Below are 18,283 nucleotides of genomic sequence, written 5' to 3' on the forward strand. Positions count from 1 at the left end.
TAACTGACTATCGAACCAGTCTCAGCGACAAGATTTCCGAGCCCCGCTGCAGGACGATCGAAACCGGATCGCGGCGATCGATGCTGCGCAGCTGCTCCAACAGACGGTCCTGGTTTTCAATCCGGACCTTCCCAACCAACAGAATCAAATCGTCGGGCCTCAGCCCCGCCGCGGCGGCGGGCGATCTGGGCACGACGGCGTCGACGTAGGCGGGCGTCTGATCCAAGACGTTGGGGACCATCAACATTCCCAGAGTTTCAAAGTTGTGCGATTTGTCGCGAGCCAACAGCTCCGTTTTGGGTGGCTCGACGATCGCTTCGCCCGAGACGATCGCTAGCAACCGCGGCCGCAACGTCGTTGCGGGCAGGGCGTAGTTCAGCCAGGCACCGCTGCGCGCGTCGCGGAGTTCCTTGCCGAGCATGCCGACAAGTTCGCCGCCTCGAGTGACCAAAGCCCCACCGGCCGCGCCGGGGTTGTTCGCAACCAAGTCCAAGATCAGGACCTCGCCTTGATAAGCCGATTTGAAGACGCCGCTGCGGGCGTCCAGTTCGGCAACGCCAGCGACGTAGCCCTGCATCACGCTCGCTGGTTCCCGGCCGGTGGCGATGTTAAACAGATTGCTGATCGCCAACACCGGCTGGCCGGCTTGCGTCGGTGGCACCTCCCGAATCGCGAAGTAGGGCAAATCGCCTGCTTCAATTTTCAAGACCGCCAGTTCTAACTGGGGTTCAAATCCGACAACTTCGGCTTCGAAGCGTCGCCCGTCGTCGAGGATCACCACGGGATCAACGTCCAGGACATAGCTCCAGGCCGTCGCGATGTGCCCCTCCGGAGAGACGAGGAAACCGCTTTGATAGGCTTCCAGACCTCCCAATCCACCGGCACCGTAGACCTTCACGACTTTACGCCGCGCGTCTTGGATCGTCTTTTTGACGGGATACTGAGCCTGTAGCAGAGCGGTGTTGAGGACCAGCGTCGCCAGCAACGCCACCGTCACGCATCGAATTCTATTGTTCATTTGCCGACGCCTTCCATTGTTCGACCTGCATCCGCCAAGCCCGCCGCTCGCCAAAATAGAGCGACAGTCCAACGGGTTGATTTTTGTCTCCCGCTTCGATCAACAGTTCCGCCGGGTCGCGGAAGCGATCGGCCCAGCATTCGACAGCTTCCAGCCGCCCCGATTCCGGATCGAAGTAGAACCATGATTCGAGTTCTCCGGAGGTGCCGACCAAGACGTCGCGGAGTGGATATTCGCCACGCAGCGGCATCGTCCCCAGATAATAGACCTCACCGAATCGATCGGGCCCCAATTCAACCATCCGATGCCACGCGTCCAGACAAGCGGCGAAGGCGGGCAATTGCTGGCTATCGATCCCGTCGTATAAAGCTGTCGGGTCCAACAGGGTCGGCTGGCCCCCATCGGTTGCGATCGAGACCTGCTTGCCCAGAGTCAGATCCAGCACGGGGCCATCGTTATCGGTCGGTCCCTCGATCGTCCAAGCTCCCGACGCGTTGGGGCTGTGCTTTTTCAAGGACTCCCACAACCGCTGCTGATGCAGTCGATTGAAGTAGTAATTGGCGTATCCGTGTTTGGCTTCGTAAACCGCTTCGACCGACGCCGGCAGTTCGGCGTCATGAGCGTTTGCGGCAGCGATCTGATCCTTTTCGGAATCCCCTTCTTTTTCCTGCGGGCGAGGAGGAGGTGGCGGCATCGACGCGGCCATCTTCTCTAGCAGTTCATCGCGTCCGTGGACGCCCGCCAAGCGGACGATCGTGTCGACGTTGCGACCTTCGTGGCGGAAGCTGATCGGCACTCGCCAGCCTTTGGGAAGCGTACCGAGCACGTTTTGCAAGTCGTTGGCCGACGCGACGTCGCGGCCGTTGACCGCCAGGATTTCGGCACCGTAACGCAGCCCGCGGCGGTAGGCGTCGGAGTTCTCTAGGATATTGCTGACGATCACCTTCCCTTCGTCGGTGGCAACGGTCGCACCTAGCGTGGCGTGATCGACGATCCGGCCGCTGTGCAGATAGCCGAGGAAGTTCTTGGCTTGGTTGATTGAAATCGCGTAGCCGACGCCAACGTTCACGCGGCCTCGCTTTTCGAAGGAGGCGCGGCCGACGATACCGATCAGTTTCGAATCGGCAGCGTACAGCGGACCGCCCGAATTCCCTGGATTGATCGACGCGTCGGTTTGCAAGCAATCGGCGTATTCCAAAAGCGTTCCCGAGGGATATTGATAGCGATGAACGCCGCTGATCAATCCCCAGGTGACGGTCGGTTGCAGGTCGTTGGCCAGCAGGAACGGGTTGCCGATCACCATGCACCAATCGCCCTGTTGGACGCGGTCGCTGTTCCCCAGCTCTGCGGCGGAGAAGTCGCTGCGTCCCAGCAGCTTGACGAGCGCCAGATCGCCGACCGGATCGATTCCCACGATGACTGTGTCGTAAAGATTCCCGTCGGCCATCCCACAGACCATGTACGCGCCGGCGGGGCTGCTGACGTGAAAATTGGTCAGCGCGAAACCTTCCGGATCGATCACCACTCCGCTGCCGCCACCGGCTCCGCTGGGGACAAACACGCTGACGGCCGACTTGGTCGCCTGGGCGATCGCCGCAATCCGATCCGCTTCGGCTTTCAAAACGCTAGCATCGACATCCGCACTGCGGCCGGTTGCCGGCAAGGCGACCAGCAGACACGCGGCTAAAAACGACTTCCGGTCGATCATTTTCGCAACCTCGGTTTCCTGAGCAGAAGAGCATCTCCGGTCGAACTGTCCTGCCCCGATTCGATGCGGATCTGCATCCGTCGCTTCCCCGCGACATCCAATTGAATCGCTTCGGGCAGCTCCGCCGCCGTCAGTTTTTTGTCCAACGCGGCGTCATCATCCAACTGGATCACCACCCGGACGACGCCGCCGTCGAAGGAGCGGTTGGGAGTTTCGACGATCGTTTCGAACAAGCGGTCGTCGTCGCCCAACCGGATCGTCAGTTCCGAACCTGCCGACAACGCGATCCCCGCAGCGACATCGCGCGGGCCAAACATCGACTTGGAAAATTCGGGATCCAAAAGCCCGCCGATCGCAGCGGTGAAAGAGACGTTTGCCGCGTCGGCGGCTCGCAGCATTCGCACGTTGCCGCGGAATTCGATTTGGTGAATCCGATCCAAGGGGATCGAGCGAGAGATGCCGGCGGGAGTCTCCAGCTGCAGCGTCTTCCCCTGGCCGGTGATTTTGCTAGCGGACCAAGTCGATCCGCCGGCGTCGGTGATCTGAGCTTGAATGCGTGCCGCGTCGCCGTCGCTGCTGCGGAAGACGATCCCTTCCAAACGATCCAGCGGAGCTTCGACCTGTTGGCCCCCAAGATCGAACGAGACCGCATCGCGGTTGATCGCCAGCACGGTCCCGGCGACTTCGTCCAATTGATCGTTGCCCGCTCGCACGACCAAGGTGTCCGACGGCTTGTCGGCTCCCAGCTTCTGCTCCCATTGATCGTTGATCGCTTTAGCGACCGGAGGGCGGAAGCGGATCGACGCGACTTGCGAGACGGGGAAGCTCAACAGAGCGTCGTCGGCCGCGGCCCCCAGCAGATCGATCTCCACCGACTTGCCCTGCATCTTCACGTCGCGGGTCAGCAATTGGCTGCCGTCGGCCAGCCCGACGCGGACCGCGGTGGGGGAAGTCGATGAATCGGCGTCGCGCTGCAGTTTGACGACCGATTCGAGCGGGAACTGTTCGGTTTTACCGGCGGTCTGGATCGAGATCGCGTTTTCGTCGATCGCCACCCATTCGCCCGAGACCTTTTGCCCATCGACGCGGTCGACGGTCACTTGACCGAGCCCTGCGACGATCAGCAATAATCCAATATATGCCATGTTTTGGTTAGCCAGCGGAGATGAAACCTGGGAACGCAAATCGCCCCGACGCTCCATTGTAGGCTGTAAACATTAACATGTCTTGCACCGATCGATCGTGTCGATCGGTTGCTAAGCGGTCGCAACAGTTAGCTGCATTGCTTCTCTCGGCTGACACTTGGCGAAAGCTCCGCACGACGCTCACTTGTGAGCGAGCTGGACCTGACGGCGGATACCGCGATGTCTGGCGGGCGAAGGTTCTTCCGCAGGCGAAAGTTCCTCTTCCGGCAATCCGAACAGCGTTTCCAGATTGCAGCTTGGATCGGCCAGTTCGGCGACCGATTCGACCACCAGATCGGGACCGAACGCATAGTTGTCCAGGTCGGTCAGCTGGGTTCCGCCCGACAACGCCAGCGCGGTGTGATAGCCCATTTGAACACCACCGATGATGTCGGTTTCCATCGTGTCGCCGATCATGACGGTCTCCGACGTGGTCAAGCCGAGCTGTTTGCGGGCCGCACGCATCATCACGGGGCTCGGTTTCCCCATGCTGGATGCCTTTTTGCCGGTCGCCATTTCCAGGAACGCAACGGTCGCACCGCAACCGGGGCGGGTGCCGCTGGCCGTGGGGCAATTCGGATCCAGGTTGGTCGCAATCAGTTTCGCCCCGGCCAGAATCATCCGGGTGGCGGCGTCCAATGCTTCGGCAGTGACGGTTCTTCCCTCTCCGACCACGACATAGTCGGGATCGGTATCGACGATGGAATAGCCATTCAAATGGAGCGCCTGCAGCAAGCCTCCTTCGCCGATCACATAAGCGGTCCCATCGGGTTTCTGTTTGGAGAGGAAGCTAGCCGTCGCCATCGCACAGGTGAAAATCTGGTCCTCGCGGGCGTCGATCCCCATCCGTTGCAACCGCACCGCGACATCGCGTTGCGTGCGTTGGCTGTTGTTTGTCAAAAACAGAAACGGGTGATCGTTCTCGTGCAGTCGGGCGATGAATTGATCGGCACCCGGGATCAATTGGTTGCCCTTGTAGATCACGCCGTCCATGTCGATTAAGAATCCAAGTTTGCTCATTTTGAAGCCCTTTAAAAGAATATTGTTAGCTGAATCGCAAGTCGTCTGTCCCGACGCGCCCCCCGTGGGAGGCTCGTCTGAAATCGGACGCCTGGCACGTCGCTGGGGTTGCGAATCGTCAGGGTTGAAACTGCTGGCATCGATGGCCATTGGCAGGGGAGCTTACGCAAGTGCCGCGCCAGTTCGGATTCGGTTGGGGGAAAAGAACGCCAGCAAACCTTGCTGAGGACGTGTTGTGTTTGAATGATCCCCGCAAACGATCGATTAAGCGGTTCCGGTGCCCCGATTTTTTGCCGCAAACCGAGAGATTAAACTTCGTGGCGCTGGGGAGATGCCAAAGATGTAAGACGACTTGCCAATCCGTTGCGCAGTCGCTGCACAGTTACCCGACAGAGAATCGAGGCGTGTTGCTCTGTTGCGGCCAAGATCGGGTTTCCATTCGCTACCGGTCTGGGGCAGATGGAGTTCCGTTGCGATCGGCGGGCTGCGTTCATCGCACGCACCGCGCCCGATATCGGTTTCTCAAACCGCGTTGGCTTGTTCGACTGCCCGTTTTAAGTGCCCCAGGTTGTGGCGGATCCGTTTGCGAGCGATCCAACGGATCAGCGGCGCGACCATTCGAGTGGGAATGCGCAGCAGCGGCCGGAAGTGCAGCTGAACGTCTTGCCTGACGACCGTCTGGTCACCCGCCGGTTCCAAGCGGTAATCGACTCGCACACGCATCCCTCCTTGATCGATCTGCATGCCGAGCAATTGGTCCTGGCGGAAGGCGACGATCTCGCCCGAAGTTGCGACGACGCGGTTCTTATATTGGAACCGCTGATGGAACCGAGTCCCGATCCGTTGGCCAGCCGCCTCTTGATGCGCGTTGGCGATCATTTGCGGAACCCACTGCAGGACCCGCTGAGGATCATCCAACCACAGGAAGACCTCGGCCGGTGTTCCCGCGATCTCGACATCTTCGCCGGTGCAAATCACGGCGTTTCGATGCGATAGAGCGCTTTGGCGGTCCGCAGTAGGATCGACGAATCCAACGGAGCGAGACTGGCCAACGTTCGCTCGCCGAGGTCGTTCCTCGCCAACTCTTGGAAGTCGCGACTGGCCTGGATCACCGTCGTCTCGCCCGCTTCGCTTGTGAAGTAGATCTTGCCGTCGGCCAACAACGGCGAGGCGGAGTATTGTCCGCCGATCCGTTTCTGCCAGATCCGGTCGCCACTGGCGGCGTCCAAGCAATAGGCAACGCCCGCGTCGTTGATCATATAAAGCAGCCCCGACTGCATCAGCGGCGTCGGCGTCTTGGGAGCTCCTTTGTCCAGCTGCCACAACACGTTTGTTTCGGTGATGTTCCCGCGGCCGCGAGGATCGATCGCCAACAGGCCTCCTTTGTCGTAGCTGGTGCAGACGATCAAGATGCCGCCGGCGTAAACCGGTTGTGGAATCACCGAATAGCCATCGTAGTCGACTTGCCAAAGGATCGATCCATCGGCCGGCTCGATTCCCAACACGCAATTACTTCCCGGTGCGACGATCTGTTGTTTGCCGTCGACCTCGATCACCGCGGGGGTGCTAAAGGAGAACTTCTTCTTCGCTTCGACCGGCCGCGGGCACTTCCACGCCAACTCGCTGGTGTCGGTCTTCAAAGCTGCAACGAAGGGTTCGCTGGCACCATCGCAAGTGAAGACCAACCGATTGTCAACCAACACCGGCGATCCGCCGTTACCGTGAATGGCCTTGAAGCTCAGGTCGCGATTGATCCACAGTGTCTTGCCTTGCAAATCGGTGCAGACGGTTCCCTGGAATCCGAAATGGGAATAGAGCCGGTCGCCATCGAGGATCGTGGTCGGGCTGGCGTGCGAATTTTTGGCGTGGATCTTTTGAGTCTCTTCCGCCGTTTGATGGATCAACGTTTGTTGCGTCTGCAGCTCGCCCGTCTCGGCGTCGATGATCAGCAGCGACAGATCGAAGCTGCCGTTGGAAGCATCTTCCCCCGCCGCGGCTTTGTCGCTGGGGATCGCCGCGGTCAGATAGATCCGTTTTCCATCGGTCACCGGCGACGACCAGCCTTCGCCCGGCAGTTCGGACCGCCAGCGAATGTTTTTCTTGGCATCCCACTGCACCGGCAGCGCTACGTCCGGGACGATCCCCGCTCGATCGGCACCGCGGAACTGAGTCCAAGTCGGCTCGGCAGCGGACGATGTGGAAACTCCCAAGCCTGCCAACAGGAAGAAGATTGGCAGGAATCGATTTGCGCGTGTATCCATCAAGGGGCTCGCTGGCATGGTGAACGGGAGAAACTCAACCAGTTTAAACACCGCCAGCGAAGATGGCTATTGTCGTTCCCCACGCTAGACCGTGAGAGGAGTCAGAGCGTGCGAGCTGAACGCAGGATTGGCGTTAACGGGGAATGGAGATTGGCAGAATGATGGGGCAAAATGATTTTTATTGAGGCAATCATTCTGCCAAGCCTCGATTCTGCCGCTTCGCAATCATCCTGCAGCTTAGGTAGCAGAATTAGTTTTAGATCGTTTTGACGATCCCTTCGGGGGTGCGGAGCTTGAAGAGGCCGAAGATGTCGTCGCGGCTGAGCCCGACGGTGCCGGGGCTGGCGCTGTCGGAGAAGACCGATTCGAACAGCTCTCGCTTTTGGTCGAGGACTTCGGCGATCCGTTGTTCGATCGTGTTCATCGCCAGCATCCGCGTGATCGTCACCGACCCGGCTGCTCCGATCCGGTGGGCGCGGTTGATCGCTTGATCCTCGATCGCCGGATTCCACCAACGATCGAACAGGAAGACGTACCGGCAGAACTGAAGGTTCAGCCCCACGCTTCCCGCTCCGTAACTCATCAAGATCACATGCTTGCTGGGATCGTTCTTAAATTGATCGATCACGCCGTCCCGTTTTTTGTGCGGGATCCTGCCGTGATATTCCAGCGGCCCAAAGCGTTCGAGCGCCGGCCGCATCTTGTCGATGCTTTTGACCCATTGGCTGAAGACGATCGCCTTGTGTCCGCTCGCCGCCACCTCTTCCATGTCGGCGACCAAGCGTTCCATCTTGGTGCTGGTCCCGGTGGCGGGGTCGAAGTTGCAGATCTGTTTCAGTCGCAGGACGAGTTCAAAGACGTGCTGGACGGTCAGCGATTTGCCCATCTCTTCCAACTGGATCACGCCGCTATCTTCGGCCTGTTGATAGGTCGCCCATTGTTCGGGAGTGAGATCCAATTCGGCGTCGCGATACAATCGCGGTGGCATGTCGGTGAGCACTTTATCTTTGGTCCGCCGCAAGACGAAGTCACGGGTCGCTTTGCCCAGCGCCAACGGCGTCATGTCGTTGTTCAGATACCCAGGCGACAAAAACTCGAAGATCCCCACGAGATCGTTGGGGCTGTTTTCGATCGGCGTTCCGGTCAGCGCCCACGACCGTTTGCGAGAGATCGCGTGGACGATCTTGCTGGTCGTGCTGTTGCGGTTCTTGATTCGTTGAGCTTCGTCCAACGCGACCAGATCAAATTTCAATTCGGGGTCGGTGACGACGTCGCGATCGCGCATCAGCAATTCATAATTGGCGATCTTCACCGGCGTCGCTCGCTGCCGCCACTGCCACGCTCGCTTTTCGGAATCGCCTTCGACGATTCCGATTGGAATTTCGGGAGCCCAGAGCTTGAACTCGCGCTGCCAGTTGGTCACCAGCGGCTTGGGGCAGACTAGCAAAATGCTGCTCGCTTCGCCCGAGCACAACAGGAACCGGATCGTGCTGATCGCCTGCATCGTCTTGCCCAACCCCATCTCGTCAGCCAACACGGCGGCATAGCGGGGGAACAGGAACGCGATCCCATCAAACTGATACGGGAAGGGCTTAAACGGAAAGTTCAACTCACCCGAACCAACAAGCGATTCCATCGGCGGCTGCAACAAATAGTACAACCGGTCCTGCAGCTTAATCACATCCGACGGCGGGTCGATCCGCGTCGCCGACTTCTTTTTCTTCGCTTTCGGCTCGGGATCCTCTTCCGGAACAACGATCTCGTCGGCCGGCTGGACCTGTTTGCGGACGACCTTCTCTTCGGACTTCTTTCCCCACATCGGCGATTCGGGGAAATCGAAGCCGGTCGTCTTGATCTTGATGTTGTTCAACTTGACCGACAGCAGCTTAGGCGTCTCGAAGGCCAGCGGTTCGCTGGTCAGTTCGACGCTCGGCGATTCGGGATCCTCGTCGGCATACCAGCTCGGTTCGGCGAGAACGATCCGCAGATCGGGGCGCGCAGCGGCAGCCGGTTCTTCGTCGTCGGGTGCTCGATCGGAGAAAGCAATGAGATTCACGCGTACCTTCCAGTGGTTCGTGGTGGGAACTTAGGCGGCGGCGCGAGACGTGCCACGGGCTTCACTGAACGCTTCGCGAATGCGATCGAACGGTTCGTTCAGATCAAACGTCGCGGGTAATTCCTGCAGGATCTCCATCACCTCGCCACGTTGCCCCGGCGACGCGATCGCTTGCCAGCCATCGACCTCGATCACATCGTCGATGTTCGCTCGCTTGCTGACCTCGGTGCAGGCGAACGGGATCCCGCTGCGGCGAGCCAGCGGCAGCGCGTCGACGTTGTCGGCAAGGACCAACTGAGTCTTCATCTTGGCACGATCCAACAGCGCCTTGCCGATCAGGTCGCCGACCAGATAGGCGCCCAAGGAGGGACCGTAGAGGATTTGTTGGGTGCGAGTCGGTCGCAGAGGCAACGAACAATGGAACTCCAGCGGGCGGCCGCTGGAATTGAGGACCAGATAGCCCCCCATCCAGCCTGCGGTTTCGTCGTTTTGCACCAGGTAAAAACCAAGGTTGATGTCTTTCTTGGTCGCCAAGATCGTGTGCCTCCAGCGGCATTCATGTTGCATCGTCAATTGCCGCGGCAAAGTCGCCGCAATCATTCCAATCGGTACGACACCTACGACCGCTTGAGCTTTGCTGACCGATGCGAGCGGAGAATTTTCCGATGCTATCAAACCTACAATCGGCCCGATTGTGACCGCTTTCCCGGCTCGCCTACCCCAACTTGGATGGGTCTATATCGCGCTATCGTTCGATCCGGCATGCAACGCAAATCTTTCAATTTGATAAACATTTCTAGATGCTCGACATTTTTAACAGGCCGTGGTTATACTCGAAAAGTCCTCATTTTTTGCAATCATTGGAGCCTCGACGATGTCCAATCCTCACCGACCGGTATCGCCTATTTTTAGCATCGATGTCTCGGCGGAGCCCCCCACACCGGCAAGCCCTCAGTTCGATGGCGACGAGCAGGTGATCGAGCTGCTGCGAGAACTTGTCGTCGGCCAACAGAAGCAGAATCAGTTGCTCGAACAGATGACGCAACAGACCGCTGCGATGCAAAAGCAACGCTCCAACGAATTGCAACAGTGGAAAGATGCCAACCCGTTGCTATCAAAGCACTGCCACCGCGCCGCCGAAACACTCAGCCGCGTGCAGACCCAGTTCCTGGAAAATCTGACCGTCGAAGTGCTCGACAATGCCGAGCATCTAGTCGATGGCGAATTCATGCTCAACGAATTTGTCGATCGCTTTGGACCGCGGATGGCACACCTCAACGGAGTGCTGCAAGTCTTGGCCCAATTGGGAACCGGTCAGCCGACATCGGAAACCTGATCCCGTCTATTAATAGGTAACCGCATCGCGAGGTCGTTCCCACGCGGGGGCGACCGATCAGTAATCGATTGGCAGCTTGAACGCCCCTTGCTGCCAGGCTCCTAAAAAATCGGGCATGCTGCCCAACAGATCCCGCCGCGGAGTGATCTCGCTTCGCTTGAGCCAGAAAATCTCTTCGACCTCTGCTGGGTTGGGAATCGGATCCAGATCGTGGGCCGCTTCGATCAACCACCATCCCAGTTCGGTCCCCCACCGCGTAACGCTCTCCCAGATCCGTTGACTGGGGACGATGTCGATCGCCAGTTCTTCTTGCATCTCGCGAACCAAGGCGTCCTGTTCCGACTCTCCCGCTTCGACGCCGCCGCCAGCGAAACAGACGAATCCCGGCGCGGTGACCGTTTTGCTGCGACGGATCAACAGAAACCGATCTTCGCGTAAAATGACACCGACGACTCCCATCCCGGTCCGTTGGCGTCGATCGGCACGATCCTTGTTTGTGTCCATTGCGTCTTGCTCTTGTTCTCGTGGAATTTTGGAAACCCGTAGTGACCGACTCCGACCAGCCGCTCGACCCTCGCGAACGCTTCGCCCGCAGCGTCGTGCAAAAACTAACCGATGCCGGCCACATCGCCTACTTCGCCGGCGGCTGTGTCCGCGACCGGATCCTCGGTCTGCGGCCCAAGGATTTTGACGTCGCCACCGACGCCACGCCCGATCGAATTCGCGAACTCTTCGGTCGACGGCGAACGCTGGCGATCGGGGCCGCCTTTGGAGTGGTCAGTGTATTGGGTCGCAAAGGTGCCGGGGAAGACCCGATCGAAGTCGCGACGTTCCGCAGCGATGGCGATTACAGCGACGGCCGTCGCCCCGATTCGGTGGTATTCAGTTCTCCCGAACACGATGCCCAACGACGCGACTTTACGATCAACGGGCTGTTCTACGATCCGATCGCCGGCCGCGTGATCGATTTCGTCGACGGACGCAGCGATCTCCAGGCGGGTGTGTTGCGGGCGATCGGCGATCCCGACGCGCGGATCTGCGAAGACAAGTTGCGGATGCTGCGAGCCGTCCGGATGGCGACGGTATTCGGATTTGAGATCGAATCGGCAACCCGCGACGCGCTCCATCGTCATGCCGCCGAAATCGATGTCGTCAGCAACGAACGGGTCGGCGCCGAGATGCGGCGACTGTTAGCCGCAGCCGCTGCTTTCGATGGACTCGCGACGCTCCGCGAGACACGGATCAGCGACGTCGTCTTTCCCCAGTTGGCTGAAATCTGGGAGGCGGAGATTCCTCAAACTGATCTGCCAGCGGAGATCCCCTTCCCCGCAGCGACCGGCGCCGTGCTGCTGTCGAAACTATTGGGGGCGCGGCGCGAGTGTGACTTCGTCTCGGGGCTGATCGTTTGCCTGTTGGCGATCCAGTGGACCGGCGGTGATGAGGGCGATGCGCTCCGTCGAATCGCCGACTTGTGGCGATTGTCGAACGAAGAGACGGCGCGGGCTGCGTTTGCCTTAAAAAGTTTGCCGACGGTGCTGCAGGCCGATCGCCAGCCTTGGTCGATCGTGCAACCGGTCCTCGCGGGACGCTACGCTGGCGATGCCGTCACGCTGGCTGAAACCGTCACCCTCGCGTTGGATCTGCCGGGCGAAGCCGTTGCCGTCGCGCGACAGCGACTCGGATGGGAACCCAATCGGCTCGATCCCCCAGCGCTGCTCAGCGGCAACACGCTGCAGAAACTGGGACTCACCCCGGGCCCAGGATTTCGCGAGATCCTGCAAGACGTGCGGGCTCGGCAATTGGACGGTCTGTTGAACGATGCCGAAGCGGCGGCTCAATACGTGAGCGCTACCTATTTATGAGCAAGCAGAAGCGATGCCCTTGAGAAGGGGCATCGCTAACGTGAAGGCTGCTCTCTATTTCTCCGCCGGCTTCTCGATCCGAGCGACAACCTGTTGCAGGTGGACGTTGGCGACGTCGGCCATGTAGTGAGTCCGCTTTAAAGCGACAGCTTTTTCCAACCACTTCCGCGCCTCGGCCAGATTGCCTTGAGCATCTTCGTACATTCCCAGGTACAGCCAGCCGTAGAACTGAGCTGACGCGGCGCCGCGAGACTGAGCGGGAATCGCATCGATCGCGTCGGTCACGGTTTGGATCGTCCCTGTTCCGGCGAACAGGTCGTAAACCTCTTGCAGTGGAACACGCGAATCTCCCGGTGCAGGCAAATATTCGCGGCGAGCGGCGTCGACACCTTCGACGCGAGCGACACACATGTAATGCCAGACCGCGTTTTCGACATCGTGGGCATTCACCTCGCGATGAACGACAAACTGTCTACGTCCGGCAGCGAACTCGCCGGCATAATATTGAGCGATCCCACGTTGCCACATGTAAGGAATCTGGGCTGGCTGGAGCTTGGCAGCTTCATCGAACGCGATCAGCGACTCTTTAGCCATCCCCGCTCGAAGCAACAGACTGCCTCTGGCCATCGCCGCGGAGAAGGATGCGGGGTGCTGATCGTCGATAATTTTTGCGATTTCCGCGACGCGAGCGAAATTTCCGGCGCGAAGGGCTCGGTAGCCTTCGCCCTCCCACTGGCCAATCGGATGGACCGGCTGAAGTAGCGTTAGAGCAAGAAGAAACTGAAGCATTGCGACTTTCCCAATTGTACAACGAGACGTCGAATCGCTTGCCAGAGGGCAGCAAGAACGCGAAAAACGTATTAAATGTACGGCATTTGCCAAACTGCCTAGATTGACAATCGCAGCGTGTTGGTTAGTTTAACGTGACAGTAAAATTGTTGCAAATTGCATCACAACCGCCATAAGCCTGAATTCCAGCGTGCACACAATGCATCGAGGATGGTCCTCACGGGAAGAAGGGTGAACGTATCGGGCTCCGGCACGTGCGGTTTGATCGGTTTGCATTGGGTACCCAGAAACTTTGTTTGGAGATTTCAGAATGACGCGTACTATCGTTAGCTGCGTTGCAGTATTTGCAATGATGATCGCATTCGGCGCAACCGCTGAAGCGGGCCACAAGAAGAACAAGTGCTGCGCTCCAGCACCAACTTGCTGCGAAATGGTTGAGGAACTGAGCTGCTGCGAAGCTCCAGCTCCAATCTGCTGTGAAGCACCAGCACCAACCTGCTGTGAAGCACCAGCACCAACTTGCTGTGAAGCACCAGCACCAAGCTGCTGCGGCGCTCCTGTCGTTGAAAGCGGATGCTCGAGCTGTGGCGGCGCAGTTGTCGTCGACGCTGCACCAGCATGTGCTTCGTGCGCTGGCGGTGCAGTTGTTGTTGACAGCGCTCCAGTAATCGTTGAAGAAGCTGCTCCAGCACCAGCTGCTCCAGCTCCAACTCCAGAGCCAGCTGCAGACGCTGCTTCGCCTTCGGACGCGGCTCCACCCGCTCCTGAAGCTAGCAACCTGCGTGCTCCAAACGTTTACCGCATGGTAAGCTTCCGTCGCTAAGTCGATCGGACGTTTGAAGTTGAATTGTACAAGCCGGGATGGGAACCCAATTTGCGTGCGGCTTGCACGCCGATAACTAAGGCTGTCCTAGAATAGGACGACAATCTATGAACCTCTGTTGCCAAACTCGGCGGCAGAGGTTTTTTCGTGCGCCGATTTTCCCAGTAGCTCAGCCGCTCGGAATCAGCCGCTGGTCCGCTCGTCGCTGCGGACCGATGCGGCGGCGGCATCGATCGTGTTGGGATCCGACTGCGTTGGCTGAGCGTTTTCGCCGAACCCGAAGGTTTGAATTTGAAAGCGACTGCCGATCCGAGTGGCCAGGTAGTGACGAGCCAATAACCGCGTCTGCGGGATCAGCAACAGAAAACCCATCGCATCGGTCAGCAGCCCGGGAGTCAGCAGCATCCCGGCGGCAAAGAAGATCAGCAGTCCGTCCTGGACTTCGGGAGCGGGCATGCGTCCCTCAGCCAGCGCCTGGCGAAAGCGTTGCCAGGCGAGCGCCCCCTGCCAACGGGCGAGCATCGATCCGACGATCCCGGTGAATATCACGATCCCGACGGTCACCAGCAGGCTGGTCGCCTTGGACAGTTGAATCAGCATCGCCAATTCGACGAGCGGGATGATCGTAAAAGCGAGCAGCAATTTGAGAAACAACGGAACGGATCCTCCCCGAATTTTTAGGTCGCCGGGGCCAACATGCCGCGGCGGTTTCGATTACTCTACGATGCCTGAGATTCACAGTGAAGGTCGCCCGGTCGGTCCGCGCGAACCCGCTGCGTTGGTTCATCATATCCCCTGCCCGGAGCGCGTCCCATGCGTCTGTCCTCGATCGCTTCTGTTCTTTTCTTGTGCTTGCTTTTCGTGAGTGGTCGCGCCACTGCCGCCGAACCGCTGCGTGCGTTGCTAGTCACCGGCGGTTGTTGCCACGATTACGAAAACCAAATCAAAATCTTGCAAGCCGGATTGGGCAAGCATCTGAAGATCGATTGGACCGTCGAACAATACGATGAGAAACGCGACCGGAAGGCTAACGTCTACACCAAGCCGAAGTGGGCGGAATCGTTCGACGTGATCATCCACAACGAATGCTTCGGTGGCGTGACCGATGGCGAATTTGTCGAGAGCATCGTCGCCGAACACGTCCGGTCGGGCGTCCCCGCCGTCGTCATCCACTGCTCGATGCACTCGTATCGCAACGCTCCTACCGCTGACGCATGGCGTGGTTTGATCGGTGTGACGTCGAAGCGGCACGAGAAGGCAAAGCGCAGCCTGAAGGTGGTCGCTCGCGAAGCGGAGCATCCGATTCTCGAAGGCTTCCCCAGCCCCTGGTCGACTCCCAATGGCGAGCTGTACATCATCGAACGCTCGTGGCCGAACACCCAAGTTTTGGCGTCGGCGTACAGCGACGAGGAGAAAGCGGATCAACCGGTCGTCTGGACCAACACCTACAAAGGCGTTCGCGTCTTCGGGACCACTTTGGGACACCACAACGAAACGATGCAAGACGATGTTTGGTTGAACCTGACAGCCAAAGGCATCCAATGGGCAACCACCCCCGACGCGCAGTAGTCCAGGCCGTGATCCCTCACCCCACAAGTTAGTCGCCTTTCGCTCCGCGAAACCCGCGCATACCAGCACGAAGCGCCAGCGAGTGATCTCCCACCCCACAAGTTAGTCGCCTTTCGCTCCGCGAACCCCGCGCATACTAGCACGAAGCGCCAGCGAGTGATTATTCACGGTACCGGCGAGATTCGTGAGTCACTCGCTTGCGCTTCGTGCTAGTAATCGTGCTCGTATCTCGCGCTCCACCTAGGATCGATAATCGGCCAACGATTCGTGCAGGCCGCGTTTCTGCTGGCATGTGGGGCAATAAAACGTGCTGCGTTGAGCTTGCACGATTCGGGTGATCGGCCCTCGATCGCAGCGGTAACACGTTTGATCGGCCCGATCGTAAACCTGGTGCTGGCTCTGGTAATTGCCCGGATCGTTGAGCGCGTTGCGGTAGGTGCCATCCGAAAGAGTCGATCCCTCGTGCCGGATCGCGGTCTCCAGGATTTGGCCGATCGCCGCTTGGATCCGCTGCCACTGCGGGCCGCTCAATTGATCGCACCGCGTGCGTGGGTCGACGCCAGCCAAATGCAAGATCTCCGCGGCGTAGAGGTTGCCAATTCCGGCGACCACGCTCTGGTCCAACAGCGCCACCTTGATCGCTCGTCGGCTGGCTCGCAGCGCCTCGCGCAACTGATCGGTCGAGATCTGCAGCGCGTCGGGCCCCAGTCGCTCGGTGACCAACGCCCGCAATTCATCGGTCGACAGCAGTCGAACGGTCCCCAGTCCGCGGCGGTCCCAGAACAGCAGCTCGCGATGCGTGACGCCAGTCAATTCGATCCTCAGCCGCAGATGCTCGATCCCCGGCGGATCGGCTAGCAGGACCAAACCGCTCATCCGCGGCTCGATCACGATCGCTTGGCCATCGTCCAAATGGATCACGACCCGCTTGCCCAATCGATCGATGTCGGTGATCGTACGGCCGCTGGCTCGCCGGTCCAGATGATCGATCCGTGGCTTGATCGAGATCGGCCGGCAATGGCAAGGCGGCCGTTGGACGCTGGAAATCGTGGCTCCAACGATCGGCAGGATACCGCGGCGCATCGTTTCGACTTCGGGCAATTCGGGCATCGCAGGGGGCTCGTGGTAGGGAATTCGCGAATGTTTGGCGAGCTATCGTTTTGGCGTTCGTCCAACGGCTCATTTTGTAGCCCGAACCTTAGGCGTGCCCGGAGCACTCATTAGGTTCGTCGGCCACATTGCCCCGCCAAACGCACGCCTCCGGTTGTCGATCATTTGGGCTGACGGGTAGGATAGATGAAAGCTCTCGAAACAATTTTATGCACTGGATAGTCGATATGTCAGGCACCCTGCCCAAGGCACTCAGCCCTCAATCTGTTCCCGATTCGGCGGGCCGTTTTGGTTCGTTTGGCGGTCGTTTTGTTCCCGAAACACTCACCCGAGCGTTGGACGAACTGGTCGCGGAATACGACAAAGCGAAAGCCGATCCGTCGTTCCAAGAGGAGCTCGATGGGCTGTGGAAGACATTTGTCGGCCGCCCCTCGCCACTCTACTTTGCTCGGCGGCTGACCGAATCCTGCGGCGGCGCTCAGATCTGGCTCAAACGCGAAGATCTGAACCACACCGGGGCGCACAAGATCAACAACACCCTGGGCCAAGCGCTGCTGACGCTGCGGATGGGCAAGACTCGCGTGATCGCCGAGACGGGTGCCGGCCAGCACGGCGTCGCGACCGCGACCGCGTGCGCTCACTTTGGACTGCCTTGCGTGGTCTATATGGGTGCCGAAGACATTCGCCGCCAGAAGCCGAACGTGTTTGCGATGAAGTTGCTTGGGGCGGAGATCCGAGCTGTCGAAAGCGGTTCGCGAACACTCCGCGACGCCGTCAACGAAGCGATGCGCGACTGGATGAGCAGCGTCGAGGACACGCACTACATCATTGGATCGGTGATCGGCCCGCATCCGTTCCCGATGATGGTCCGCGATTTTCAATCGGTGATCGGCCGCGAAGCCCGCGTCCAAAGCCTGGAAGCTTTCGACGGTAAGCTGCCCGATTGCGTCGTCGCGTGCGTCGGCGGCGGCAGCAACGCGGCTGGCATCTTCGCGCCCTTTGTCGCCGACGACACCGTCCGCTTGGTCGGCGTCGAAGCCGGGGGACGCAGCAGCGAACCGGGCCAACACGCCTCGCCCCTGACCTTTGGTCGTCCCGGCGTTTTGCACGGCAGCTACAGCTATGTGATGCAGGACGACGACGGCCAGACCTGCGATGTCCATTCGATGTCGGCTGGCCTCGATTATCCCGGCGTCGGCCCCGAGCACAGCTATTGGAAGGATACCGGCCGAGCGGAATACATCCAGTGCCGCGACGACGAAGCGATGAAGGCGTTCGACATGTTGGCCAAGAGCGAAGGGATTCTGCCGGCGCTGGAGAGCAGTCACGCGATCGCTAAGGGGATGGAAGTCGCGGGGAAGATGAGCCCCGACCAGAACTTGGTCATCTGTCTGTCGGGTCGCGGCGACAAGGATGCGATGGAGCTAGCGCGGTTGCGCGGCGAAGAGTGGTAACAGACGCCGGCGGCTGTGGATTCCGCCGCCGCCCGTTTTGATTTATACTGCCGCCCCATTGCCGGAGGGTTTTGCGCTGCGGAGTCCCCGCGG

At 59.5% G+C, this 18,283-nt stretch carries 17 protein-coding genes; 4 read left to right on the top strand and 13 right to left on the bottom strand.

The genetic code is table 11. The features are described from left to right. Positions 1-7: 7 nt before the first annotated feature. The 8 genes from EC9_RS05505 to EC9_RS05540 form a co-directional block, all read right to left on the bottom strand. Positions 8-1,018, bottom strand: a complete 1,011-nt coding sequence (locus tag EC9_RS05505) for a S1C family serine protease (RefSeq protein ID WP_145343072.1) — start codon at positions 1,016-1,018, stop codon at positions 8-10. After that, positions 1,008-2,726: a S1C family serine protease gene (locus EC9_RS05510; protein ID WP_145343074.1), complete on the bottom strand. Its 1,719-nt coding sequence runs from the start codon at positions 2,724-2,726 to the stop codon at positions 1,008-1,010. Before EC9_RS05510 ends, EC9_RS05505 begins: the two co-directional genes overlap by 11 nt. Beyond that, on the bottom strand, positions 2,723-3,871 hold the full coding sequence (locus EC9_RS05515) for an NPCBM/NEW2 domain-containing protein (protein WP_218934602.1): 1,149 nt from the start codon (positions 3,869-3,871) through the stop codon (positions 2,723-2,725). Before EC9_RS05515 ends, EC9_RS05510 begins: the two co-directional genes overlap by 4 nt. 180 nt (positions 3,872-4,051) lie before the next feature. Then, a complete protein-coding gene (locus EC9_RS05520) occupies positions 4,052-4,930 on the bottom strand; it encodes an HAD-IIA family hydrolase (protein WP_145343078.1) in 879 nt (292 codons plus the stop codon). Between the two features lie 522 nt (positions 4,931-5,452). Next, positions 5,453-5,908 (bottom strand): SRPBCC family protein, encoded by a 456-nt coding sequence (locus EC9_RS26395; protein ID WP_218934603.1) that lies wholly within the window; start codon positions 5,906-5,908, stop codon positions 5,453-5,455. Continuing rightward, entirely contained in the window at positions 5,905-7,191 is a 1,287-nt protein-coding gene (locus EC9_RS05530; RefSeq protein WP_218934604.1) for a PQQ-binding-like beta-propeller repeat protein, read from the bottom strand. The genes EC9_RS26395 and EC9_RS05530 overlap by 4 nt, the downstream gene beginning before the upstream one ends. A 256-nt stretch (positions 7,192-7,447) precedes the next feature. Then, positions 7,448-9,247: a DEAD/DEAH box helicase gene (locus tag EC9_RS05535; protein WP_246105971.1), complete on the bottom strand. Its 1,800-nt coding sequence runs from the start codon at positions 9,245-9,247 to the stop codon at positions 7,448-7,450. A 30-nt stretch (positions 9,248-9,277) separates the two neighbouring features. Beyond that, complete coding sequence (locus tag EC9_RS05540; protein WP_145343084.1) at positions 9,278-9,922, bottom strand: hypothetical protein; 645 nt, start codon at positions 9,920-9,922, stop codon at positions 9,278-9,280. A gap of 199 nt (positions 9,923-10,121) precedes the next feature. Between EC9_RS05540 and EC9_RS05545 the strand changes: the two genes are divergently transcribed. Continuing rightward, a complete protein-coding gene (locus tag EC9_RS05545) occupies positions 10,122-10,583 on the top strand; it encodes a hypothetical protein (RefSeq protein WP_145117900.1) in 462 nt (153 codons plus the stop codon). A gap of 57 nt (positions 10,584-10,640) precedes the next feature. Here EC9_RS05545 and EC9_RS05550 read toward each other — a convergent pair whose 3' ends face one another. Beyond that, entirely contained in the window at positions 10,641-11,087 is a 447-nt protein-coding gene (locus EC9_RS05550) for an NUDIX domain-containing protein (RefSeq protein WP_145343085.1), read from the bottom strand. Positions 11,088-11,128: 41 nt separating this feature from the next. Here EC9_RS05550 and EC9_RS05555 point away from each other — a divergent pair, with 41 nt between their 5' ends. Then, the gene (locus EC9_RS05555; RefSeq protein WP_218934605.1) at positions 11,129-12,445 is read left to right on the top strand and encodes a CCA tRNA nucleotidyltransferase; all 1,317 of its coding nucleotides are present in this window, start codon (positions 11,129-11,131) and stop codon (positions 12,443-12,445) included. A 54-nt stretch (positions 12,446-12,499) separates the two neighbouring features. Here EC9_RS05555 and EC9_RS05560 read toward each other — a convergent pair whose 3' ends face one another. The 3 genes from EC9_RS05560 to EC9_RS05570 all read right to left on the bottom strand — a co-directional run bounded on the left by EC9_RS05560 (position 12,500) and on the right by EC9_RS05570 (position 14,711). Further along, positions 12,500-13,234, bottom strand: coding sequence for a tetratricopeptide repeat protein (locus EC9_RS05560; protein WP_145343089.1), 735 nt, complete (start codon positions 13,232-13,234; stop codon positions 12,500-12,502). A 326-nt stretch (positions 13,235-13,560) separates the two neighbouring features. Continuing rightward, a complete protein-coding gene (locus EC9_RS26400; protein ID WP_218934606.1) occupies positions 13,561-13,992 on the bottom strand; it encodes a hypothetical protein in 432 nt (143 codons plus the stop codon). A gap of 248 nt (positions 13,993-14,240) precedes the next feature. Then, positions 14,241-14,711, bottom strand: a complete 471-nt coding sequence (locus EC9_RS05570; protein WP_145343093.1) for an FxsA family protein — start codon at positions 14,709-14,711, stop codon at positions 14,241-14,243. Positions 14,712-14,918: 207 nt separating this feature from the next. Here EC9_RS05570 and EC9_RS05575 point away from each other — a divergent pair, with 207 nt between their 5' ends. Next, complete coding sequence (locus tag EC9_RS05575; RefSeq protein WP_197451571.1) at positions 14,919-15,626, top strand: ThuA domain-containing protein; 708 nt, start codon at positions 14,919-14,921, stop codon at positions 15,624-15,626. 240 nt (positions 15,627-15,866) lie between these two features. Here the strand turns inward: EC9_RS05575 and mutM are convergent, their stop codons facing one another. Continuing rightward, positions 15,867-16,736, bottom strand: a complete 870-nt coding sequence (gene mutM / locus EC9_RS05580; RefSeq protein WP_145343095.1) for a bifunctional DNA-formamidopyrimidine glycosylase/DNA-(apurinic or apyrimidinic site) lyase — start codon at positions 16,734-16,736, stop codon at positions 15,867-15,869. 227 nt (positions 16,737-16,963) lie between these two features. Between mutM and trpB the strand changes: the two genes are divergently transcribed. Continuing rightward, positions 16,964-18,190 (top strand): tryptophan synthase subunit beta, encoded by a 1,227-nt coding sequence (trpB, locus tag EC9_RS05585; protein WP_145343097.1) that lies wholly within the window; start codon positions 16,964-16,966, stop codon positions 18,188-18,190. The last annotated feature ends 93 nt before the right edge of the window (positions 18,191-18,283 follow it).

Origin of the sequence: Rosistilla ulvae (genome assembly GCF_007741475.1) — a bacterium.
Taxonomy (GTDB): Bacteria; Planctomycetota; Planctomycetia; order Pirellulales; family Pirellulaceae; genus Rosistilla; species Rosistilla ulvae.

What these genes read in the sequence shown, in the direction of transcription:
- EC9_RS05515 (WP_218934602.1), bottom strand. Translation starts at nt 3,871, where the DNA reads ATGGCATATATTGGATTATTGCTGATCGTCGCAGGGCTCGGTCAAGTG.
- mutM (WP_145343095.1), bottom strand. Translation starts at nt 16,736, where the DNA reads ATGCCCGAATTGCCCGAAGTCGAAACGATGCGCCGCGGTATCCTGCCG.
- EC9_RS05510 (WP_145343074.1), bottom strand. Translation starts at nt 2,726, where the DNA reads ATGATCGACCGGAAGTCGTTTTTAGCCGCGTGTCTGCTGGTCGCCTTG.
- EC9_RS05520 (WP_145343078.1), bottom strand. Translation starts at nt 4,930, where the DNA reads ATGAGCAAACTTGGATTCTTAATCGACATGGACGGCGTGATCTACAAG.
- EC9_RS05505 (WP_145343072.1), bottom strand. Translation starts at nt 1,018, where the DNA reads ATGAACAATAGAATTCGATGCGTGACGGTGGCGTTGCTGGCGACGCTG.
- trpB (WP_145343097.1), top strand. Translation starts at nt 16,964, where the DNA reads ATGTCAGGCACCCTGCCCAAGGCACTCAGCCCTCAATCTGTTCCCGAT.
- EC9_RS05530 (WP_218934604.1), bottom strand. Translation starts at nt 7,191, where the DNA reads ATGGATACACGCGCAAATCGATTCCTGCCAATCTTCTTCCTGTTGGCA.
- EC9_RS05545 (WP_145117900.1), top strand. Translation starts at nt 10,122, where the DNA reads ATGTCCAATCCTCACCGACCGGTATCGCCTATTTTTAGCATCGATGTC.
- EC9_RS05560 (WP_145343089.1), bottom strand. Translation starts at nt 13,234, where the DNA reads ATGCTTCAGTTTCTTCTTGCTCTAACGCTACTTCAGCCGGTCCATCCG.
- EC9_RS05550 (WP_145343085.1), bottom strand. Translation starts at nt 11,087, where the DNA reads ATGGACACAAACAAGGATCGTGCCGATCGACGCCAACGGACCGGGATG.